12 protein-coding genes and 5 pseudogenes are annotated in these 22,877 nt (G+C 51.3%); all 17 read right to left on the reverse strand.

Features of this window, described 5'->3' with window-relative positions; genetic code table 11:
- Positions 1-1,854 carry a pilus assembly protein gene (locus tag JCM15764_RS22260; protein ID WP_243688511.1) on the reverse strand — a complete coding sequence of 618 codons (1,854 nt, stop codon included), beginning with the start codon at positions 1,852-1,854 and terminating at the stop codon, positions 1-3.
- Positions 1,737-4,853, reverse strand: coding sequence for an Ig-like domain-containing domain (locus JCM15764_RS22265; RefSeq protein WP_243688512.1), 3,117 nt, complete (start codon positions 4,851-4,853; stop codon positions 1,737-1,739). The genes JCM15764_RS22260 and JCM15764_RS22265 overlap by 118 nt, the downstream gene beginning before the upstream one ends.
- Complete coding sequence (locus tag JCM15764_RS06880) at positions 4,850-5,194, reverse strand: hypothetical protein (protein WP_054693933.1); 345 nt, start codon at positions 5,192-5,194, stop codon at positions 4,850-4,852. The genes JCM15764_RS22265 and JCM15764_RS06880 overlap by 4 nt, the downstream gene beginning before the upstream one ends.
- A gap of 129 nt (positions 5,195-5,323) precedes the next feature.
- Complete coding sequence (locus tag JCM15764_RS06885) at positions 5,324-6,697, reverse strand: sigma-54-dependent transcriptional regulator (RefSeq protein WP_054693935.1); 1,374 nt, start codon at positions 6,695-6,697, stop codon at positions 5,324-5,326.
- 9 nt (positions 6,698-6,706) lie between these two features.
- Complete coding sequence (locus JCM15764_RS27975) at positions 6,707-7,054, reverse strand: sensor histidine kinase (protein ID WP_243688513.1); 348 nt, start codon at positions 7,052-7,054, stop codon at positions 6,707-6,709.
- On the reverse strand, positions 7,039-8,283 hold the full coding sequence (locus JCM15764_RS06890; RefSeq protein WP_243688514.1) for a sensor histidine kinase: 1,245 nt from the start codon (positions 8,281-8,283) through the stop codon (positions 7,039-7,041). The genes JCM15764_RS27975 and JCM15764_RS06890 overlap by 16 nt, the downstream gene beginning before the upstream one ends.
- A gap of 8 nt (positions 8,284-8,291) precedes the next feature.
- Positions 8,292-9,083: a prepilin peptidase gene (locus tag JCM15764_RS06895; protein WP_054693938.1), complete on the reverse strand. Its 792-nt coding sequence runs from the start codon at positions 9,081-9,083 to the stop codon at positions 8,292-8,294.
- A 61-nt stretch (positions 9,084-9,144) separates the two neighbouring features.
- Positions 9,145-11,802: pseudogene (locus JCM15764_RS26255) on the reverse strand (valine--tRNA ligase).
- A gap of 77 nt (positions 11,803-11,879) precedes the next feature.
- Positions 11,880-13,097: a response regulator gene (locus JCM15764_RS06905; protein ID WP_054693941.1), complete on the reverse strand. Its 1,218-nt coding sequence runs from the start codon at positions 13,095-13,097 to the stop codon at positions 11,880-11,882.
- 128 nt (positions 13,098-13,225) lie between these two features.
- Positions 13,226-14,401 (reverse strand): serine hydrolase domain-containing protein, encoded by a 1,176-nt coding sequence (locus tag JCM15764_RS06910; protein WP_054694013.1) that lies wholly within the window; start codon positions 14,399-14,401, stop codon positions 13,226-13,228.
- A 52-nt stretch (positions 14,402-14,453) separates the two neighbouring features.
- Entirely contained in the window at positions 14,454-14,936 is a 483-nt protein-coding gene (locus JCM15764_RS06915; protein WP_243688516.1) for a DUF2914 domain-containing protein, read from the reverse strand.
- A pseudogene (gene argJ / locus JCM15764_RS06920) lies at positions 14,917-16,097 on the reverse strand (bifunctional glutamate N-acetyltransferase/amino-acid acetyltransferase ArgJ). Before argJ ends, JCM15764_RS06915 begins: the two are co-directional and overlap by 20 nt.
- 19 nt (positions 16,098-16,116) lie before the next feature.
- Positions 16,117-18,800, reverse strand: a pseudogene (gene secA / locus JCM15764_RS06925) (preprotein translocase subunit SecA).
- Positions 18,801-18,958: 158 nt separating this feature from the next.
- The gene (locus JCM15764_RS06930) at positions 18,959-19,855 is read right to left on the reverse strand and encodes an HD-GYP domain-containing protein (RefSeq protein ID WP_054693945.1); all 897 of its coding nucleotides are present in this window, start codon (positions 19,853-19,855) and stop codon (positions 18,959-18,961) included.
- A gap of 255 nt (positions 19,856-20,110) precedes the next feature.
- Positions 20,111-21,088 (reverse strand): DUF4140 domain-containing protein, encoded by a 978-nt coding sequence (locus tag JCM15764_RS06935; RefSeq protein WP_054693948.1) that lies wholly within the window; start codon positions 21,086-21,088, stop codon positions 20,111-20,113.
- Positions 21,089-21,108: 20 nt separating this feature from the next.
- Positions 21,109-21,578 (reverse strand): annotated as a pseudogene (locus JCM15764_RS06940) (FKBP-type peptidyl-prolyl cis-trans isomerase).
- A gap of 29 nt (positions 21,579-21,607) precedes the next feature.
- Positions 21,608-22,844 (reverse strand): annotated as a pseudogene (locus JCM15764_RS06945) (DUF1015 domain-containing protein).
- Positions 22,845-22,877: the final 33 nt, after the last annotated feature.

Here is a 22,877-nt window from a genome sequence, read left to right on the forward strand (position 1 = left end):
TCAATGTTCCTGTATGTGGATGACACGTTTCACCGGCTTCAGGTTGCTTTTTGAAACAATCGGGGGCGGGTCGCTTGGTGGTTTCCCGATCATGGGTTCATCGATTCTCCGCCCCAATCGATTGGCGGATGTAGGTGGATTTAACACCGGGTCAAAGTGCTTGTACAAATCAAGCTCGACGAATGCGCCGGTAGATACCTGTACAAGCGCCTTTCCTTCAAGCGCTTTAGGAGGGGCCTGTAGTCCATTATCATAACGGGTCGCCCACATGTAGGAGCTGCCACCAAAGCTACAGACATCGACTGTTGGCTTAAAGGTGGTGAAAAAGACGGCACCGTTCGACATGGGCACCGGATCCGTTATCAGCCTTTCCGCACCAAAATTATTCGTTGTGTCCTCGGCATCGAGATTTATATACCAACCGGAGTTGCTCACGGCATTGGCAGTCGTGGACTGGTTGGTCAGATCCGTCAGTGTCTTTTTTAGTGTACAGGTGGCATCGAGCCTGTCTGAGGTGAGATAGCAAGGCTCCTTGAGGCCGAATATCTTCTGCTGATTGCTGTTGTCATCCTGGTTGAAGTAGTACCGCCCGCTCCCGAAATAGAGCCAGAGGTTGTGATTCTTGCGGTCTTGGAGCCTGGTGATGTTGGTGGTGACAGGGCCGATGCCGTCAATTACCTTACTCAGCCGCCACTTGGTCGGATCGGTCGGATCCAGGTTTTCTCCAGTCATAAGTCGTAACACTCCCCCACTGCTCCACGTGGTGCCGGAAAGCTGGGTATAGCCAATATAGATTGCGTCGTCCTGATAAAAACCAGATGCGTCCTTATTCCAACGGTCGGTATCCACCACACCGCCGGTAATACTTCCGGCAAAAGCATTTGCCAGCTTGGTGCCGTCAGTCAATGTGTCGATTGTGGCGACAACTGCTCCGGTCTTCAAATCCAGCACATACAGGGTCAGGTTCTGGTTCGAACTGCCCTTGAACTGATGTTGCGTCGTATCTATGGGACCGGTTGGCCCGGACGCTAACACTGCGAACCATTTGCCATTTTTCGTCTTATCGGGGGTCACGTTATCGGCTTCCCTGCCGGCTATTCTCACAAAAGCCGCGCCGGCAGTTGAATAACCAAGTCCTGGATCGCCGAATTCCCATAAAAGGGATGGTGAATCTGGATTCGTCACATCGAGGGCAAAGTAGGACGAATAACCTATCCCCTTGGTGTTATCCGAAGGATCAAGAACAGGAGTCTCGACACAGCCGGTACCTTTGCATCCGGCACCCTTGATCTTCGAAGCACCCCCCAACCCCATGCTGCCCACAAGAACCGTCCGCCAGCTGCTGCCGTCGGCCGGGCGTACGCAATTCCAGTAATCCCCCGTACACCCGGACGGTACTCCGATGCTCACATCATTGATGGTCGTCGTGCCGTCGACATAATACAGATGCTCGTAGTTCATTTCAGTACTGTACCGCAGGTAAGGCAGAACGTTCTTGGGGATGAAAGCCCATTCTTCTTCGCCCAAACCGCTGCCCTTCAGAGATGCCTTGCGGTCTTGGGCTGCCGTAACATCTAGCGTCCCCAACTTGAAGGCGTGCAACATTCCGTCATTGGCACCGACATAGACCATGCCACGATTTTTGTAACCGGAGGTGTAGATATAGCCTGTTTTTGCATTGTCGTTTCCATAGGTAGTATCACCGTACCCGACGGGGGAGGGAACATTGTAGGCATTCAGCCTGATGGACGATTGCAGTTTGGGGGTCGAAGAGACGATATCACCCAGTTTCCAGACCCCTGTGGTTCCGCCGATAGTGACCTTTCTGCTGCGATAACCGCTCTGTTCCGGCATAGTGCCAGTGTAAAAGCGATGATTTTGTCCGCTTCCGTCTTGTTGGCAGCTTGAAGAAAGGATTGAGTTGAAGCAAGTGTCGTATCGAGAGTGGCAAAATTGGTCAACGTGCCGTTCAGCTGGGTGTAAAGGGTCCGCGACGAGGTCCGGCTCCACAGCTGTTTACCGGCTTTCCAAATACTCTTCACGTAATCGGGGTCGACCTCGTCGACAAAGGTATATGTATCCTTGACCCCATCACCATTGGTATCGATGTCCGGTTGGCCGTCGCCGAGACTATCGGTGGACCGCTGCACCAAAGTTCTGCTTTGGGCAGTATTGAAATAGAAATTCACCACCTTGTCGGTGCCCAGGTTCAGTTCATGCTTTGTATTCGGGTTAGGGTAGTCGGAATCCTCCCTGATAGAGCTGTTGTTGATGAATGGATCGATGTAATACCACATGTTATGCATTTCCCCGATCCAGTCGGCTGAGGTCTGGGCATCGAAGAATTTTTTTGGATAGAACACCGCCTGCAGAATGTTGGCGCCACTCCCTTCACTGTTGCTGAGAATGGAAGCGGCCGTACCCGCTGAAACACGGGCGAGGATATCGTTCAGCGCCTTCAGCAGTTCTCCTGCCAGTTGCGCTCCGTTTTGGGCCTCGTAGTAAGTATCAGGAACTCCGTTACCATCCCTATCCCATTTTGCCGCATTATCCGGCTTGCCGGTATGGTCATAATCGTTAAAGCCGCCATATTTCGCCGCTTTTTTCAGGAGGTCCCTTCCCACAGCCGAATCATCGAAAGCAAAAACAGCATAGGTTGTGATATTTTGACTGCCGGGAATATCATTCTTACCACGCACGGAGCTGCGCATGTCCGTGTTATGTGCCCAGTAGGCCACCCCCTCAAGATAATATGTTCCTCCCGATGGGTTGGCATCAGTTGCCCACTGGCTGGTTATATTTTCCTGAGTAGCAATGCTGTCCATCCAGGTTTCGACATTGAAATTATTGGGAGAGGTAACATTATCTGCAATAGGATTGGCATTGCTGCTGCTCTGCCAATTGCCACCGGGCAAATTCCGATCCATGGTGGACTCACCATCGGTGAGGATCAAGATGAAATTTTTCTGGCACTTGAACTGAATCGGGTCCTTTGCTGCGTAATTGGCATTTGTGAATGCACCGGTCGTAGCCTGAAAATAACGGGTTGCCTCATAAAAAGATTCTGCAAGGGGAGTCCAGGTCGAAGGGTCCGCAGATTCTATCTGGGTGATAAGGTTTGTTCCTGTAGAACCTATATCCACAATAATGTTGCCGCCGTCGGCAGTACCATTCCCACCCGTCTCGAATTTCTGACCGGCATCATTGAAGATTTCTATGCCGAAACGGATTTTATCGGCCATGGTCAGAATGATGCCCTCCTGGGGAAGCTGATCACCCACATAAACTTGAAGGGTGTAGGATGTGCCGGTGTTTTGATTGACTATCTGCTCTTTGGATGTTCCTCCATAAACCATATATTTGACGTTATTGTAGGTCTTGTAAAAGTCCCTGTCGGGATCTTCAAGGGGAATCAGATAGTTGGCAACGTTTGCAGATCTGGGGCTTGTTTTCCCCCCCACGAGTACCTTGCGGATGATATCGACCCGGCGCATGGTCAGCCAGTTGAGGAAATTACCTGACCAGAAGGAGGTTTTGTCAGGAGCAAGTGCCGGGTCAACCCTGAAGTACCCCCCTGATGTGGTGTAATATGAATACATTTTTGTGCTGTCGAAATAGCCGTAATAGGAAGCGTCAGGATTATAACTGTCATCATAGTTCTTGTTGCTGGAACCTTTCCCCTCTGTCTTATAGGCAAATTCAGCCATACTCCCCGAGTTGTCCAGCAGGATCAGCACGTTGGGTTTCAAACTGCTCGACCCAGACGTGACATACGGTGGGATCTGGCAATAATCGGAGGCAGGTGGCACGGCAGTTGCGGCAACCGTTGTAAATGTCCAGGTATAGGTACTTGTCAGGGCATTTCCGGCCAAATCTTTTGCGGTGGTTGTAATGGTGGCAGTATAAGTCGTGGAGTTGGCGAGAGCAGAAAGGGGCGTAAAGGTCGCAGCAAAGATGCCGTTATCATAAGCAACGCTACCACTTATGGAAGTTGCGCCTGCTTTCAGGGTGAATGAAGCACTGGTTATGGTGGCGGCATCCATGGCTTCGCTGAAGGTGGCTGAAACAAGAGTGCTTACAGGAACGCTTGTTCCACCGCTTAATGGAGAAACTGAAACTATGGTCGGCGGGGTTGCATCGGTACTGACAGTAGTGAAATTCCAACTGTAAGCCACTGTCATTGCATTGCCCGCCGCATCCCGGACACCCGTAGTTATTGTTGCAGTGTAGACGGTGTTGGAGGACAAATTTACCGATGGTGTAAAATACGCAATTTTATTGGTGGGGTCCATAGTTACTGCACCAGTTATGGGACTCCCTCCTGCAGAAACGGTAAAAGTGGAGGTTGTTAGGGTGGCTTGGTTCATGACCTCGGAAAAAGTCGCCCTGACTACAGCACTGACTGCTACCCCCGTGGCACCAGCAGTGGGAAAGGTCGAAGCAACGGTCGGAGGGGTGGTATCGGTGAGGGGTTTTGCCATGGTTGTAAATGACCAGGATATGCCACTGGAATAACCTAAATCACCGATCTTCACATTGTTGTCGTTTTTAACTTTTTTATTGATGGTGACCGTGTATGTGGTGCTGTAGGATAAGGTAGAACTGAGATGGAAGTATAAGGTCTTTTTATCTGCGGAAGCGGTTATTGAATCTATGGGAATGCCTGAAACACGGTCGGTGAAGCTGGAAAGCTGCATCGCTTCGTTAAAGGTAATCGATACTGTAGCGATGTTTACACTAACACCTGTTGTACCGTCGGTGGGATCGACATTGTAAGTCAGAGCGGCTCTTGCAACTGTAGGAAGGATAAGTAAGAGCAGGAGAAAGGTCAGGTTGACAAATATTTTTCTCATCGCGGTACCTCCTCGACAATGACGACAGAAACAACGTCGTCTTTTTCAAGGACTCTTACCACCGAATGCCTCGGAATTTTTTTAATATCGTATGGGACGCCGGAACTGTTTACCCTGGTTTTGTTATTGACGACAAAGGTACGTGTTCCCTTATGGGGAACATCGATGGTAAGTCGGGAAAACTTCACACCAAGGTAGGTGCCTACAACGGCACCATCTTCATCGGCAAGCGCAGATATCGATCCTGTAGACATCAAAATACCCAGAGCAAGAATAAAAATCCTCAAATCCGCCATCACCATCTCCTTTACAACGTAGACCTTTAAAAGAAACAGCAGCATACGAGCAACATGCATGCCGCTGAACAAAAATAAAAAAATTGAGCTAAATCGAAGAATTGCCTATACCCAAGCAAAGACGCTATGCATTTATTTCATAGTTCAACACTACAATTATGCAAAAAGTGTCATTCACTCCATCCCATACTCCTTGATCTTATACAAAAGCGCCCGATGGCTGATCTCAAGAAGTTTCGCCGCATGGGTCCGGTTTCCGCCGGTCTTTTCCAGCGCCTGTCTGATCAGTTCCCGTTCAACGGTTTCCTCCGCCTGTTTAATGGAGAGGGATCCGAAGTCGACCTTGTGGGGGGTGTGTTCGCTGCCGTGGCGAGTGATTTTTTCCGGTAGGCAGTCCGGGGCAATAGTGCCTTTTTCACAGACCACCAGGGCCCGCTCGATGCAATTTTCCAGTTCCCTGACATTGCCGGGCCAATTGTAATCCAGCATCACTCTTAGCGCTTCAGGCGAGCACGCCACCTCCTCCCTCGACATATTCACCGAATGTTTGGTGATGAAGTGGTCCACCAGCAGGGGGATGTCTTCCTGCCGTTCACGAAGCGGCGGGAGAGTGATTGTGAATACATTGAGCCTGAAATAGAGGTCTTCCCTGAAGCGACAGTCGGTAATTTCATGCTCCAGATCCTTGGAGGTGGCGGAGATAACGCGCACATCTATCTTTTTGGTGGTCGTCCCGCCGACAACCCTGATTTCTTCATCCTGCAGGACCCTCAGTAGCTTAACCTGCAGTGAAATCGGCATTTCACCGATCTCATCCAAAAAAAGCGTTCCCCCGTTCGCCTGTTCGAAGAGCCCGACTTTATCGGCCAAGGCATCGGTAAATGCGCCTCTGACATGGCCGAAAAGTTCCGATTCAAGCAGGGTCTCCGGTATGGCGGCACAGTTTACTGCCACGAAAGGACGGCTTTTCCGTTTGCTGTTCCGGTGTACCGCCCTGGCGATAAGCTCCTTGCCGGTTCCAGATTCCCCCAGGATCAATACCGTGGTCTTGAAATCGGCGACCTTCTGCACCAGACCGAAAATTTCCTGCATGTGCCGGTTTTTACTGACGATGTCGGCAAATGAGTATTCCTTCCTCAGTTCATCCCTGAGCACCCGATTCTCGAATTTCAGCCGCTCTCGCTCCTCCGCCTTGCGCAGGACAAGGGCTATCTCATCGCTTTTGAAGGGCTTGGAAATATAGTCGTATGCCCCCAGCTTCATGCATTCGATGGCCGTGTCCACCGTGCCGTAGGCGGACATCATGATGATGGTGCTTGCAGTGCCGGCCCGATCTATCCCCTTGAGGAAGCCGACCCCGTCAAGAACGGGCATCTTGATGTCACAAAGGATAAAATCGTAATGCTTTTGGGAAACAAGCCTCAACGCTTCGGCCCCCTCCGATGCCAGGTCAACGTTGTAGCTTTTTTTGCCCAGCATCACCTGCAGCATGTGGCGAAGGTTCTCCTCATCGTCAACGACAAGTATGCTTTTTGCGGCACTCTTCATAGTGGTTCCTTACCTTTCGGGGACCGGCAGCCATACGGTAACTGCAGTCCCCTTGCCGGTTTCGCTTTCAGCAACTATCCTGCCGTTAAAAGAGTCGATAATCCGCGCACAGATGGCCAGTCCAAGGCCTGTCCCCTTGCCCGGTTCCTTGGTGGTGAAGAAGGGATCGAAAATTTTTTCAAGATTGTCTGCGGCAATCCCTTCACCCGTGTCCAGAACCGAGATGGTCACCCAGCCGTCAGGGCACCGGTAGATGAAGTTTCCACACCTGAAGGCGTTGTTGCCGTCCCCCTTCCGCCTCCTTACAATCCCACCGCCGCCGGTATGTTTCAGTAGCGGGGCTACATCCCCACGCACAAGCTCTGTTCGTATATCCAGGCTCCCCCCGCAGGCATGGCATCTCTGGCATTTATCACCAGGTTGATGAGAACCTGCTGCAACTGATGGGGATCCACATCAACGTAGGGAAGATCCTCACACGACGTAATGGAGAGGCTCAGTCGTTTGAGTATCCCCTGCTCCTGGAGGAGTCCGACTGTATCCCTAACCAGTTGAGAGACATTAACCTGCTCACGGTGGGCCTGAGTGGGCCGGGCGTAATCGAGCAGCCCACGGACAATGCGATCGATTCGGCTCGCTTCGGCCTCAATCCTGTTTACATAATCCGTCGTTACCTCGTCACCCTTAAGTTCATCCTTCAGAATTCCGGCGTAACCGATGATGGCGGCAAGGGGCGTACCGACTTCGTGAGCCGTCCCTGCGGCAAGCAGTCCGACCGAGGCCATTTTCTCCGATCGTATCGATTCTTCCCTCGCGGTTTGAAGGTCCAGGTTGGCCTTTTCAAGGGATTGCACGGTCCGCTTCACCTCAAGCCGCTTTTGTTCGAGCACCTCCGCCATGGTGTTGAAGGATTCTGCTAATTCTGCTATTTCGGCACTCCCCGGAACCTTCACCATGTGACGGTAGTCGCCTGAGGCTATCCGTGCGGTGGCAGCCAAGAGCTTCCGCACCGGCACTACTACAATGCGTGACAGCATGAATGAACCGATGCCGAGCAGAAGGAGAAAATCCAGCACGAAGTAAGCAACGAACATGCGGCGGGACTCAACAAGGTGCTCCTGTGCTTTTTTCAGGGAAATGGTAAGGCGAGCCGCCCCCGTAATTTTATCTGCTGCCTCAATGGGAGCATAGCGATAGATAAACCGGCCGTCGCGGCTGTAGGCATACGTCTCCCTGCCGGTTGAAAGCGTTTCTTGAAGTTGTCTGTCGGCACCGCGGGAATCCCCCACTGAATAAACCGGTTTCCCGCTGGAATCCACCACATGAATGCCGGCAAAATCCTTCTCTCTGGCAAGGCGTGCAGAAAAATTCCGTATGACGGTATCTCCCGGCAAATTGCCGAGGGATGAGGGGAGCACTTCCACAAAAGCCGCGAGAAGAATACGCCCTTCATCGTTCTTCTGATGCAAGAGATCTTTTTCGGCGGTTTTAAAAGAGATGAGACTGAGCAAGAGCCAAGTCAGGACCAGCAGACAAGCCAGAGAGGAGAGAATGGAAACGGTGAGGGAAATGCGAAATTGGTTCATGCTGCCCCCTACCCTCCTGGGTTGGGACCGGCCAGGGACATATACCACCAGATGATCTCGCGGCCGTAAAAGACATAGAGCAACGCGGCAAAGGCAAGAAATGGCCCGAAGGGAATGGCCAGTTTGGAATCTTTTTTCTGAACCAGCATCAGGGTCACACCAACTATCGACCCGACCAAAGAGGCGACAAAAATGATGAAGGGAACTGAGCGCCAGCCGAGAAATGCCCCCATCATTGCCAATAATTTAATGTCTCCTCCCCCCATCCCTTCTTTTTTGGTAAGGAACTGGTAACCATAAGCAACGACCAGCAGACTGCCACCGCCGAGAAGTATGCCGATCAGTGAGTTCTTCCACCCCAGCCATGGCAGAAAAAAAGAAGCGACAAAGCCGATTATTATGCCTGGAAGGCTGATGATATCGGGAATGATCTGGTGTTCCAGATCGATAAAGGTGATGGTGACAAGGGCGGATGAAAATATGAAGAGGAAGAGAAATGTAAGGGTCGGACCGAATTTGATGAAAAGAAACAGCGTGAGCAAGCCGTTTATCAACTCGACCAGGGGGTACTGGAGTGATATCGGAGTCTTGCATGAGCGGCATTTGCCGCGGAGCAGCAGATAGCTGAGCATGGGAATATTATCGTAAAATCTGATCTTGTAATCGCAGTTCGGGCAGTGTGATGGGGGGAAGACCACCGATTGTCCGTTTGGCAAACGATAGATGCAGACGTTGAGAAAGGAACCGACAACGGCGCCAAAAACAAAGGCAAATATATAAAAAGGTAACGTGCCTGCCATACATAATCTCCGTAAAGGGGGACATCGCCATGCCCCCTGCCCGAGCTTGCCAGACTTGATCCTACTTCAATCTTCTGATTTTCTCCAAGCTCTCGCCAAGCACCTGCTTCTTGTTTGCAAATTCTGCAACCTTCTCCCGCTCCTTGGCCACCACTTCGGCAGGAGCCCGATCGACAAAGCTCGGATTCTCAAGCTTTTTACTCAGAAAATCCATATCTTTGTCGATTTTGCCTATTTCCTTCAGGAGGCGTTTTTCCTCTTCTTCAACGTTTACCAGCCCTTTAAGCGGGACGACTATTTCCACGTCCCCTGCAACTTGCAGAGCCGCATCGGCGGGACGTTCGATGCTTTGACCAATGGCAAGGTCGGAGAGCCTGGCCAGACTGACAATGTAGACCTCATTCTTTTTAAGCAGCTTGAGGCTGGCTGGAGACTTGCAATCAAGCATGGCGGCAATGCTCTTGCTGGGAGGGACTTCCATCTCTCCGCGGATGTTCCTGATGCCACTGATTACGGCCATCACCAGTTCCATTTCCGTCGCTCCGTCACGGAAATCCCATTCCGCTTTGCGGCGCGGATATTCGGCCAGCATGATGCTAGCGTGACCCTTTTTCCCTGGCAGTGCTTGCCAGATCTCCTCGGTGATAAATGGCATGAAAGGATGCAGCAGCCTGAGAAGATGCTCCAGAACCATCCATAATACATAGCGCGCCGTAGTTTGCCGGGTGCTATCCCCCTTGTAGAGATCGTCCTTGACAAGCTCTATGTACCAATCACAGAATTCGCTCCAGGTAAACCGGTACAAGGCAGCAGCAGCGTCATTGAAGCGATAGGCATTCAGGCTCTCCTCCACCTCGCCGGCTGTTTCGTTAATACGGAACAGTATCCACCGATCAGCGTTGGACAGCTCTAGTTCATCGGCTTGACAGCATCAGGATCGAACCCTTCCAGGTTCATCATTGCAAAGCGGGAAGCATTCCAGATCTTGTTGGCAAAGTTCCGGTAACCGGCGATTCGCTCCTCGGCCAGCTTTATGTCACGCCCCTGGCGGCAAAGGCAGCCAGAGTGAAACGGAATGCGTCGGTGCCGTAAGAATCGATGACGGTCAGGGGATCGATGACGTTGCCCTTGGACTTGCTCATCTTCTGCCCTTGCGCATCGCGAACCAGAGCATGGATGTAGACATCCCGGAAAGGGACCTCTTCCATGAAGTGCAACCCCATCATCATCATCCGGGCAACCCAGAAGAAGAGAATGTCAAAACCGGTGATCAGGCAGGAAGTGGGGTAGAAAGTTGCCAGCTCAGGGGTGCGGTCAGGCCAGCCCATGGTTGAGAAGGGCCAAAGGGCGGAAGAAAACCAGGTATCGAGAACGTCGGTTTCCTGCCTGATTTCGTCGCTGCCGCACTTGCTGCATTTGACAGGATCCACCTTGCAACGGTAATCTCACCGCAATGGTCACAGTACCAGGCAGGAATGCGATGCCCCCACCAGATCTGGCGTGAAATACACCAGTCACGGATATTCTCCATCCACTCGTAATAGGTATTCTCCCACTGCTGGGGAACGATGCGGGTCTTGCCCTCCTTTACGGCAGCAAGGGCTCTTTCTGCGAGAGGCCCGACCTTCACATACCACTGCAGAGACATGTAAGGCTCGACTACAGTTTTACACCGGTAACAGCCCCCCACTGACAGGGCATGGCTCTGGATCTTGTCCATCAGTCCCTGTGCTTCCAGATCAGCGACAATCTGCTTTCTGGCAGCGAAGCGCTCCATTCCCTCATACTGATGGCCGGCAGCGTTGATGACACCCGATTCGTCAAAGATGTTGATTCTGTCCAGGTTGTGCCGTTTACCCATCTCGAAGTCATTGAAGTCGTGGGCCGGAGTGATTTTTACAACGCCGGTACCGAATTCCATATCCACGTATTCATCGGCAATGATGGGAATCTTCCGGTTGACAAGGGGCAGCATGACGTGGCCGCCGATGAGGTCCTTATATCTTTCATCGTTCGGATTGACCGCAACAGCAGTATCGCCAAGCATGGTCTCAGGGCGGGTAGTGGCAACGACCAGATGCCGGCCGGAGCCGATAACCGGGTAACGAAGATGCCAGAGATGGCCGTCTTTTTCTTCATGCTCCACTTCGATGTCGGAAAGTGCCGTATGACAGCGGGGACACCAATTGATGAGCCGATTATCCCGATAGATCAGGTCCTCTTCGTAGAGGCGGACAAATACCTCCCGGACTGCTTTGGAAAGGCCCTCGTCCATGGTAAACCGTTCGCGTCCCCAGTCACAGGAGGCGCCGAGCCTTTTCAGCTGGCCGATGATCTGCCCACCTGACTCTGACTTCCATTGCCAAACCCTTTCGGTAAAGGCCTCGCGACCAAGTTCATGACGGTCCTTCCCTTCGGCCGCCAGCTGCCGTTCGACCACATTCTGGGTGGCTATGCCGGCATGATCGGTTCCGGGCATCCAGAGTACATTGAACCCCTGCATGCGCTTCCAGCGACAGAGAATATCCTGAAGGGTGTTGTTCAGGGCATGTCCCATATGCAGTACGCCAGTGATATTGGGGGGAGGAATTACTATGCTGTAGGCTGGCTTGGCAGAGGTCGCAGCAGCGGAAAAATAACCTTTTGCTTCCCACTCCCGGTACCACTTCTGTTCCACGTTTTCAGGATCGTATACCTTTGTCAGTTCTTTATCTGCCATCAGCAACCTCTTCAAATAATTTCGAATAAAAAAGGGGATATTAAATCCCCGTTTTTAATGCCTATAACTAAACAGTATCAACTCCCGGATCCACCCTTAAGTTTGCGGATTTCTTCCTTGATAAGTAACTCCGCCAGATCCGGAACCACTTCCCAAACTATTTTCTCGATAACCTCCCGCGAAAGTGTGCGAAGTGCTGCTACCAGCTGAGCCTCTGTAATTACGGGAAGTTGTGAACCATCGGCAGCAGGAGCAGCTGACACACCAGCATCCGGGATTGCCACAGGAGCAACCGGTGCTTTAGCTGGCTGGGGGGAGACTGTTGAGGACAAATCTACAACAGTTTCAGCATTCTCATCGGAAGAAAAAACTGTTTCCGGAGCAGGTTCTTCAGCTTCCGGAGCAAACTCGAATTCGGAAGGTTCAGCAGCCACACCCAGCTCTACAGGTTGGCCGACCTCTCCATGTTCTTCCTCCTGAAAAGCAAAAGTCTGCTCTTCCACAGGCTCCCAGCCCGTCTCGAACTGCTGAACTTCAGCCTGAGTACTGGCTGCGACCGCACCACCTATGTCGTCGTTCACATCGGCAAAGGAAAATTCTTCATCAACTTCCACAGGAGCCGGAATTGCCACAGCAGGAACTTTTTCTTCGACAACCCCGAATTCAGCAGCTCCACCCGCAGAAAGATCTTCAATTTCGAAAGCGCCCCACAGATCGTCGTCAGCACTCCCCTCGATAGCCTCCTCGCCAAGGGCAAAAATTTCCTCGGCTTTCTCTTCTATGACAGGCTCCTCGGCAAAGGCTTGAGCCAATTCATTAGCAACAGGAGCAGCTGTCTGCATTGCCACGGCTGAGGGAAAGACAGGTTCGGGCGATGCCGCAATTGCAACAGAGGGTCCCGCAGCAGGAACGGACACCCTCTCCTTGCCTAGTTCGATCAGTTTTTTGACCCTGTCAATGAGCTGCTGGGATTCAAAAGGTTTTGAAATGAAATCGTCGGCACCGCTTTGACGGGCTTTGTCCTCATCAAATGGCTCAAAGGCGCCGGTCATGAGGAGCAGCGGTATCGTGTTCAACTTAGGGTCCCGCCGCACTCCTGCACAGACTTCATAGCCGTTTTTACCTGGCATGAGCGCATCGACAAGAATTATATCCGGAATTATCTGTTTTGCTTTTTCCAGAGCTGCATCACCGTTATCAACAACAGTGAGTTCATAATCTTCATTCGCGAAGATTATACCGACAACTTTCTGGATGGTAATACTGTCATCGGCGAGGAGCAATTTATTGCTCATCTATCCCTCCTCTGATGGGACCTTAGAAAAAGACTGATTAGCCTGGGCGAAAGTTATAAATGGCCGAACAAATGCGAAAAACCTAGCACAATGGCCATAGTGTGTCAAGCTATTTGCCTTTTCACGGGTTACGGATAATCAAGGCTGGTCACTTCCTCAATTTTGGGTGAAGAAAGTGCAAATAGTTCTGCTGCCGCGCTTGAAAGAGCGCCTCTCAGCATGCTGAAACCATGAGTGTTTTTGTAGTCAAGCCTGGAGGTAAGAAGTATCACAAACAGGTCGCTATATGGATCTATCCAGATCGAGGAGCCTGAATATCCGGTGTGGCCAAAGGAGGTGGATGAAAAGTAGTTTCCTCGTGGTGAAGAGTACGGAGAGTTTATGTCCCAACCGAGCCCCCTGATCACCTTGCCGCCGCGGGAAAAGTACGGTGCCGTCATCTGCTCGATAACTCGCTGGGAAAGGATCCGCTTCCCTTCATATTCGCCGCCATTCAGCATCATTCGGCAAAAACGGGCAAGATCACCGGCTGTACTGAAGAGCCCTGCATGACCAGCTACTCCACCTAACTGTCGGGCAACATAATCCTGGGCTTGGCCGAACAGGAGCGTTTTATCCGTATCCAAGGTAGCAGCACAACGCTGACCGTCTTCTTTGCTGGGGTTGAAGGTCGTATCTTTCATCCCCATAGGTTTGAAAAAGCTCGTTGCGGCATAGGTGTCAAGTCCGTTCCCTGATGCTCTTTTCACTGATTCAGCAAGGAGGATAAAATTTATGTCGGCATACTTGAATCGGCTCCAGACAGAGCCTTTCATTCTCTGGGTTGCGGCCCCGTTAACCGCACTCTGTATGGGGTTTTCCGAAGAGAGGGGAAAGTCGTCAAGGCCGGAAGTGTGGGTGAGAAGGTTGGCCATTAGCAGATCGTCTTTCATGCGGCCGTAAAATTCCGGGTACCATTTTTCAACAGGATCAACGAGGCTGAGCTTCCCCTCTTCCATCAGCTTCAGGACGGCCGGGGTCGTAGCTATTACCTTGGTAAGAGAAGCGATATCGAAGATGGTTTCGGCTGTCATCGCCCTGGCATCGGGAGCATTGGAGACTTTGCCATAGGCTTTTTCAAACAAGACCTGGGCATGGTCGCCGACGAGAACTACACCGCCGGCTATGAGACCGTCAGAGATTGCGCCCTCAATCAATTCATTGATCTTTGCATGGCGATCAGGAAGCTGCGGTATCTCATCGGCTGCAAAGACCGGCGCAGTAACAAACAACAGGAAAACGAAAAAATAACGGATCGAAAGCACCATTTCCCCGCAATCAGTAAGTTAATTTCCATCCGGAGTTTCCGGAGGAAAACTAGTTAATCCTGAAATTGATGGATTTGAGAAGGTTACCTTCTTCGTCCAGAACGTCTACCCGCCAGTCACCGCTCGCACCCTTTCCAATAAGCTTCCGGCTGTAGGTACGCCAACGCTTCCCCTTCACGGGAAGATCATACTCGGCTGCGAACTGGTTATTTTTGTACCAGACATGCTTGACCGAAGCGTCTTCTTCCAGGTCCTTGGTTAACCGGGTAAAACAAAAAAGCGCTTTCACCGATGATGATGAAATGCGACTCACAGAATCGATGGGATTGCCTTTGACGATTTTGGTCGTCACCGCCATTTCAGCGATCTTGATTTCTCCGGCTCGAACAGTGTGACCAGAAGCGACAACAATGCTGACACTAGCCAATAACGACAATAATCCTGATAGCCTTACCCTCATAAAGCCTCCGGCATGATTTTGCAGATTTATTCTGCCTTTTCGAAGAACCGGATCATGTCCGGTAATCAGCATTTATTTTCACATACTCGTAAGACAGATCACTGGTGTAGACGGTAGCCTCTCCCTGCCCCAGCTTCAGGTCTACAGTTACGGCGAACTCTTTTCTCTTCAGCACTTCGGAGCCCCTTTCTTCTGCGTTTCCTCCGGTAAAGACTCCGTTCCTTACCATCTGCACGTCATCAAAAAAAAGTTCAATTCTGTCAGCATCAACCTCGGCTCCTGAATACCCCACTGCGGCAAGAATTCTGCCCCAATTGGCATCCTGACCAAAAAAAGCTGTCTTGACCAGTGAGGAATTGGCAACGGCCATTGCAGCCTTTTTGGCATCGGCCACAGACTGCGCTCCCTTGATGGATATTTCCACGAACTTGGTCGCCCCCTCACCATCCCTGACTATCTGTTGCGCAAGCGACAAAAGAACTGCCTGCAGCTGGGACCGGAATGTTTCGGCATCTCCGGTTCCTTCCCGGATCGTCGGATTACCAGCCATGCCATTGGCAAGTATCAATGACGTATCGTTGGTGGAAGTATCGCCATCAACGGAAATGATGTTGAAAGAGGCATCATTGGCTTCGCTGAAGACTTTTTTAAGCCAGGACTGTTCCACAGCGGCATCAGTTACAATAAAAGCCAGCATGGTAGCCATATTGGGCATGATCATCCTGCCCCCTTGGCAATACCAGCGATGGTATACGGCACACCGGCCGCCTCACACTGGCGAGTCTCCATTTTTGCGAAGGTGTCCGTAGTCATGATGGCACGGGAAACTCCATCAAGGCTGCCGCTTCCAAGCCCTTCGATCAGTTTCGGCACGGCTGCCCGCAATCTTTCCATGGGCAATGCTTGGCCGATAACGCCTGTTGACGCAACCTGGACAGCCTCATCGGCAATACCCAAACCCTCAGCAACCAGACGTGAAGTTTCCCTTGCGTCGTCCATTCCCCTGACTCCGGTACAGGCGTTGGCATTGCCGCTATTGACAACTATCGCTTGACAGAGGCCATCCTTTATCCGCTCTATCCCCAGGACGACCGGGGCCGCCTTGATTTTGTTGGTAGTAAAGACTCCCGCTGCCACTGCCGGCACATCAGAGAAAATCAAACCCAGATCGAGCCGCCCAGGCTTTTTCACCGCAGCCTCAACGGCAGAGAACTTGAATCCTTTTACTGACATGGCATTCTCCCGGATAAGATTATTTGCCGCAGCACTGCTTGTACTTCTTGCCACTGCCGCAAGGACAAGGCTCATTGCGGCCCACCTTCTTGCTGGTGGCAGGCTGCTGAGCCTGCGGCTCATCACCGGCATTGAAAACGAGGCGCTGACGCTTCTGCTGCTCTTCCATCCTTTCAACATCTTCTTCACGGGCAATCTGCACCCAAAAAATCTTTTCCACCACCTCTTCGCGAATACGCCCCATCATATCCATGAACAGCTGATACGCCTCTTTCTTGTACTCCTGTTTCGGATCCTTCTGGCCATAACCCCTGAGGCCTATTCCTTCCTTCAGATGGTCGATTGACAGCAGATGGTCCTTCCACTGGGCATCGATGCTCTGCAGCATGATGACCTTGATCAGGTGATCAATCAGCTCGTCTCCGAACTCGGCAACCTTTTCCGAAAAGACTTCCTGAACCTTCTCTTGCAATAGATCACGCAGATTGCCGGGGTTAAGGCGCTCCATTGTCTGGGGAGGAATATCCACATGAAAACCGAACAGCTTGAAAACAGATTCGCTCAGGCCCTGCCAGTCCCATTCGGTAGCAGAAACCTTTTCGATGGCATAGCTTCGGCAAGATCTGCTACGGCATCGTTGACCATGTCGACAAAGCTTTCTCGGATCGTTTCACCGGCAAGGATCTCGCGGCGCTGGGCATAGATGACCTCACGCTGCTTGTTCATGACATCGTCGTAATCGATCAGGTGTTTCCTTATCTCGAAGTTATGGGCCTCCACTTTCCTCTGGGCATTTTCAATTGCCTTTGTGATCAGGCCGTGGGTGATTGCCTCACCCTCCTCGATCTTCAGCATATCCATGATTTTCGACACTCGTTCAGAACCGAAAATGCGAAGCAGATCATCCTGCAGTGAAAGGTAAAAACGGGAGGAGCCCGGGTCACCTTGGCGCCCCGAACGACCGCGCAACTGGTTATCGATGCGGCGGGACTCGTGCCGCTCTGTACCCAGGATATGAAGGCCGCCCAGGCTCACCACCTCGTCATGTTCCTTTAGGCATTGCTCCTTGAACTGGGCCGACACTTTTGCAAACTCTTCCTCGGAAACCTCGGGATTACTCCGCAGCCATTGCTTGGACATGGCCTCGGCATTACCACCGAGAAGAATATCGGTACCGCGACCGGCCATATTGGTAGCGATGGTCACCATCCCCTTGCGCCCTGCCTGGGCAACTATTTCTGCCTCTTTCTCATGCTGTTTTGCATTCAGCACGTTGTGCGGGATCCCTTGCCGACGCAGCAGCTCTGCCAATTCCTCGGATTTCTCGATGGAAATCGTTCCGACCAGTACCGGCTGCCCTTTGGCATGAAGCTCCTTGACCTCCTCTATCACTGCATTGAACTTTTCCCGCTCCGTCTTATAAATTACGTCCGGAAAGTCAGGACGAAGAAGTACTCTGTTGGTTGGAATGACTGTCACATCCAGCTTGTAGATCTTGTGAAACTCCTCTGCTTCGGTATCAGCGGTACCGGTCATGCCGGAAAGTTTTTCATACATGCGGAAATAATTCTGAAAGGTGATTGTTGCAAGTGTCTGGTTCTCGTTCTCGATCTTGACCCCTTCCTTGGCCTCGATGGCCTGGTGCAGACCGTCGGACCAACGCCGTCCGGGCATAAGGCGACCGGTGAATTCATCGACAATGATGACTTCGCCTTCCTTGACAACGTAATCCACATCCAGCTTGAACAAAGCGTGGGCACGCAGTGCCTGATTCACATGGTGAAGAGTTTCGATATCCCGTGGGTCGTAAAGGTTTTCTATCTTCAGCAGTTTTTCTACCTTGAGGACCCCTTCCTCGGTCAGTGTTGCGGATTTGGCCTTTTCATCAACGGTATAGTCACCCGTATAGCGCTTCCGCTTGCCGGAAAGGGTATTTGCCTCTTCTTCGACAACCTCTCCCTTTTTCAAAAGGGGAATGATGCGGTCGATAATGTAGTATTTATCGGTAGAGTCCTCGGTGGGACCGGAAATAATCAGTGGCGTCCGTGCCTCATCAATAAGAATAGAGTCAACTTCGTCCACAATGGCAAAATTGAAATCCCTCTGCACGTAATCTTCCAGGGCAAATTTCATGTTATCCCGAAGGTAGTCGAAACCGAACTCGTTGTTGGTGCCATAGGTGATATCTGCGTTATATGCGTCACGGCGTTCTTCATCATCCAGACCGTGAATGATGACGCCGACTCTAAGGCCGAGGAAGTCGTGAATCCGCCCCATCCACTCTGAGTCACGCCGAGCCAGGTAATCATTGACCGTGACCACGTGGACGCCCTTGCCGGTTATGGCGTTGAGATAGGATGGGAGTGTGGCCACCAGTGTTTTTCCTTCGCCTGTCTTCATTTCTGCAATTTTGCCTTGGTGCAGCACCATCCCACCGATCAACTGCACATCGAAATGGCGCATCCCCAGCACACGTTTGCCAGCCTCGCGACATACGGCAAATGCCTCTGGCAGCAGTGAATCCAGAGTTTCTCCGCGTCCGTACCGTTCCTTGAATTCAGATGTTTTATTGCGTAACTGGTCGTCGGAAAGTTTGCTGATTCCGGCTTCCAGATTATTGATCTGCTCGACAATCGGCCAGAGGCGTTTCAGCTCCCGCTCATTTTTGCTGCCGACAATTTTTTTAATTAGAGCACTAAACATTCCGTAGAATCTCCTGATTTTATTTAGTAAGGATAAAAACAGGTTAAACTACCATAACTACAAGAATTGCTCAACAGAAAAGGATGCAGGAATTAAGCTTGCGGCTGGAATGATAAATGAATATGGAAGGGGAGTACTGCTTTTTTAATGGAAGTCTATCAACAATTGCCGACCATGCTGAAGAGTCTCGCTTCAAACCTCTTGGTCGCCGGAGTGGAAGGCTCGTTTTCGCGGCTTATGTCATCAAGGGCATTGAGAAATGCTTCCACAACCCTCGGATCGAACTGCCCGCCTGCATTGGAATAAAGTTCTTCAAGGGCCTCACGCATGAGGAGCGATGAGCGGTAAGGTCGTTCCGAGGTCATGGCATCAAAGGCATCCGCCACGGCAAGAATTCTCGCTGCAAGAGGTATGGCATGTCCTTTAAGGCCATATGGATAACCAGTACCGTCAAATCTCTCATGGTGATGGAGCACCGCCTGGCTTTCATCTTTCAATGACCTTACGCAATCAAGCAACTCGGCTCCATGGACGGTATGCCTCCTGATGGCTGCCTGTTCATCGGCAGAGAGCGGTTGCTCCTTGACGAGGATCGAGTTAGCCACCCAGAGCATCCCCACATCATGGAAAAGCGCTGCGTTTTCCAGCGATTTCAGTTGCTCTTCAGGTAGCCCCATTGCTCTGCCGATCTTGACGGCCACGCTGGCAACACGTTCGCTATGGCCGCTGGCGTATGGATCGTGGGCATCTGCGGCTGAAACAATCGCCTTGAGACATGCCACATAACGGTCTTCCGTCTCGTTCAGCGCCTCCATAAGACGAACGTTCTCACCTGCAAGAGTCCAATTGTTCGCCACTTGGCGTAAGGTTGAAATACGCTCCAGATGCAAAAATATAAGGAGCAGGCACAGCATGGCAACGGCTATCAAAAGTGCTGCTTCTATCCGGGCACTACCCACATAAAAGGAAATCGCCCAAAAGAGCATGGATCCGGTAGCCGCAAGGACAACGACCGAAAGCGTCAGATGCTTATGTTTTCGAAAAAGCTGTCCCATAAAAAACACCTATAAGCAGGCTGTTGAAATATGTGATGTTCAGGATGCAAGGCTCAAGCAAGCGATAAAAGGAGGCATCTTAATACGTTGAGTGCCGAGCGGGCGGCAACGCCGCAGATCTGACCCGCAGTAGTTTTTCAACAGTCTATTAGTGTGCATATCGACAGGTTGAGGACAAACTTGAATTTTTTTATAAAAAAGCCTCCCCTTGACTACTGGGAGGCCTTTAACAAAAAATTTGTTTTCAATGTTATTTCACTTGCCGCACTTGATTGCTCCGGTTTCGCCTTTAGCCAATCCTGCAAACCTGAACCGGCCTAAATATTCGCCACTGTAGTAGCAGGAGGCATCTCCGGCAGGCAAAGGCTTTGCTGAGTTGTTGGTTACGGAAAAAGAAAGAGCCGGTTGGGGGGAAGCAGACAGAACAAGGTTTTCAACCGGCAAAGTTTGTGAAGTCACTTCAGGCAGAGGTAACACATTTAATATTACCGGCTTGGGTTTTACGGCATCTGCCATAAATCCGGAAACAACCGCAACAGTCACTCCCTTGCCCATGGCAGGGATGGAAGCTCGTTGGAAGGCCTGCATTACCCCTGCGCCATTAACCCTGAAATCATAAACCGGGAGCCACCGGGTATCTCCTACAAGGTAACTAACAGATACCTTGCCCCCTTTGCCCTTCACCCATATTCTGACAACACTGCCACCGATATTTACAGCTTTCTTTGTCGATTCCAGCCGCAGCTGTACCGCCTTGAGTTCCTTATCAGCTTTACGCTTTGCCTGATAGACCCATTCCAGTTGAGCAATGGCAAAATCGGTCCCCTGGCGGATGGCGGTCAATGGTTCCGGATTACTCTTAGTTTTGCGGGGTGCCTTGCCGCTCTGTGATTTAGCAGCGGCAGTAAATATCTGTTCACGGGCAGAAAGTGCCTTCAACCTGTCTTCCAGCTGCTCCTTGCGTTCAGTCAATTTCTCCAGCTGCTGCCCCTGTTTCGGATCAGAGGTCACAGAGATCGTTTCCACACGGTCGATGGCCACACCTGCGGCTGGCTTGATTCTAAGTGAATCTGGCAATACAGATGCAGGAAGAACAACCTCCGTATAACCATTGACTGCAGAGGCAACCCTCTGGATTCTGGCGCCGTCCAGATATAAAGTAATATCCTTATCGGCGGCAAAAGCCGGAACCGCCAGCAGAAGAGCTGCAACAACAGGAAGAAGGATACCCATTACCCCTCCAGTAACAACGGTTATTTAGCCACGTCAAGCAGCTCAACTTCAAAGATGAGTTTAGCATTGGGCGGAATTACCCCCCTGCCCCTGCTGCACCATAGCCGAGTTGGGGAGGGATGATCAGTTTACGCTTACCCCCAACCTTCATGGACATAACTCCTTCATCCCAACCAGGGATGACCTGTCCGGCACCAATGTTAAATACAAATGGCTCGCCGCGGTCGACGGAACTGTCGAACTTGGTGCCATTCTCCAGCCAGCCGGTGTAATGCACTTTTACCGGTTTCCCGGCAGCGGGCGAAGGACCATTTCCGGGAACGAGGTCCACATAGGAAAGGCCGGAGGGTGTGTTGACGGCATTGGCTGCGGCAGAAGCAGATTCAGCTTTTTTAGGCTCTGAAACCTTCGGTTCCTTCTGTGCACAGGCAGGAATTACAACCGCCACCAGCAACAACAGCATGACAATAAATTTCTCCACATTACGCATCAATTTTTCTCCTTTTTCTTTATCACTTTCTATTTCAGCAAATGGACAAACAGCCCACTTCGCAGCTTCGGTTCGAACCATGTGGATTTCGGAGGCATAATTTTATCAGCATCGGCCAGTTCCATCAGTTCTTTCATGGAGGTGGGATATAGTGCGAAGGCCACCTCATATTCACCGCTGTCTACCATGCGCATAAGCTCATCCAGTCCCTGATACCGCCTACGAACTGAATCCTCTGGTCGGTACGCGGATTGCGGATACCAAGGATGGGACTTAAGAGGTTATTCTGCAGGATGGAAACATCAAGCCTTACCACCGCATCGTCTTCGGAAAAGGAACCCTCTCTCGGCAGCAGTTCATACCATTTACCAGACAAATACATGCCGAACTGGTGGCTGTGCACAGGTTTAAGTGGGGAATTCAGGGGGCTGATCTCGAACTTTTCCGCCAGCCTGGCCATGAACTCGGTGATACTGAGGCCATTCAGATCTTTGACAACCCTGTTGTAGGGCATGATGTTCATCTCGTTGTCAGGGAAGATGACCGTCAGGAAATAATTGTATTCTTCCTTGCCGGAATGGCCGGGATTGGCGGCTTTCCTCATATCCCTCACCCTGCTGGCGGCCGCGCTTCTGTGGTGACCATCAGCCACATAAAGCGTGGGAATGACAGCAAAGAGTGCGGTCAGTTCAGCTATCGTTTGACGGTCGTCAATGACCCAGAGGGTGTGGGAAACGCCATCATCGGTGGTAAAATCATATACCGGGATCGCTGTTGCAGCTTTCCCCACAAGAGACGAAATTTCAGGATGATTCCTGTAGGTGTAAAATACCGGCTCGTCATTTGCGTCCAAAAAGTCGATATGCCTTACCCGGTCTTCCTCCTTGTCCGCCCGCGTCAGTTCGTGCTTCTTGATTGTCCCGTCCTGATAGTCATCCACCCCGGCGCATACCACTAGCCTGTCTGGACTATGTCACCCATCTTCTGGCGGTACACATAATAACATTCCTCTCCATCCTGTTCCAGGATCGCTTCTGCCACAAATCTGGAGAGAGTTTCCTGTCCCTTGCGATAAACAGGATCGGAATGGATGTCGACGCCTGGCAGATCGATTTCGGGGCGGGATATGTGGAGAAAGCTGCATGGGTTTCCCGCTGCCATCTGCATGGCTTCCCCGGTGCTCATCACATCATATGGAAGTGCCGCCACCTTTTCCGCCAAGTTTATTTTAGGCCGAAGGGCCTTGAATGGTTTGATGAAAGCCATGATTACCTCATTTCGAGAAAGTGCAATTTGATT

This window comes from Geotalea toluenoxydans JCM 15764, from assembly GCF_001311985.1.
Lineage (GTDB): Bacteria > Desulfobacterota > Desulfuromonadia > Geobacterales > Geobacteraceae > Geotalea > Geotalea toluenoxydans.

Coding starts and splice junctions, on each gene's coding strand:
- JCM15764_RS06905 (WP_054693941.1), bottom strand. CDS start 13,097: ATGAGCAATAAATTGCTCCTCGCCGATGACAGTATTACCATCCAGAAA.
- JCM15764_RS22265 (WP_243688512.1), bottom strand. CDS start 4,853: ATGAGAAAAATATTTGTCAACCTGACCTTTCTCCTGCTCTTACTTATC.
- JCM15764_RS06915 (WP_243688516.1), bottom strand. CDS start 14,936: ATGCTGATTACCGGACATGATCCGGTTCTTCGAAAAGGCAGAATAAAT.
- JCM15764_RS06930 (WP_054693945.1), bottom strand. CDS start 19,855: ATGGGACAGCTTTTTCGAAAACATAAGCATCTGACGCTTTCGGTCGTT.
- JCM15764_RS06895 (WP_054693938.1), bottom strand. CDS start 9,083: ATGGCAGGCACGTTACCTTTTTATATATTTGCCTTTGTTTTTGGCGCC.
- JCM15764_RS06935 (WP_054693948.1), bottom strand. CDS start 21,088: ATGGGTATCCTTCTTCCTGTTGTTGCAGCTCTTCTGCTGGCGGTTCCG.
- JCM15764_RS22260 (WP_243688511.1), bottom strand. CDS start 1,854: ATGCCGGAACAGAGCGGTTATCGCAGCAGAAAGGTCACTATCGGCGGA.
- JCM15764_RS06890 (WP_243688514.1), bottom strand. CDS start 8,283: ATGAACCAATTTCGCATTTCCCTCACCGTTTCCATTCTCTCCTCTCTG.
- JCM15764_RS06880 (WP_054693933.1), bottom strand. CDS start 5,194: ATGCTGCTGTTTCTTTTAAAGGTCTACGTTGTAAAGGAGATGGTGATG.
- JCM15764_RS06885 (WP_054693935.1), bottom strand. CDS start 6,697: ATGAAGAGTGCCGCAAAAAGCATACTTGTCGTTGACGATGAGGAGAAC.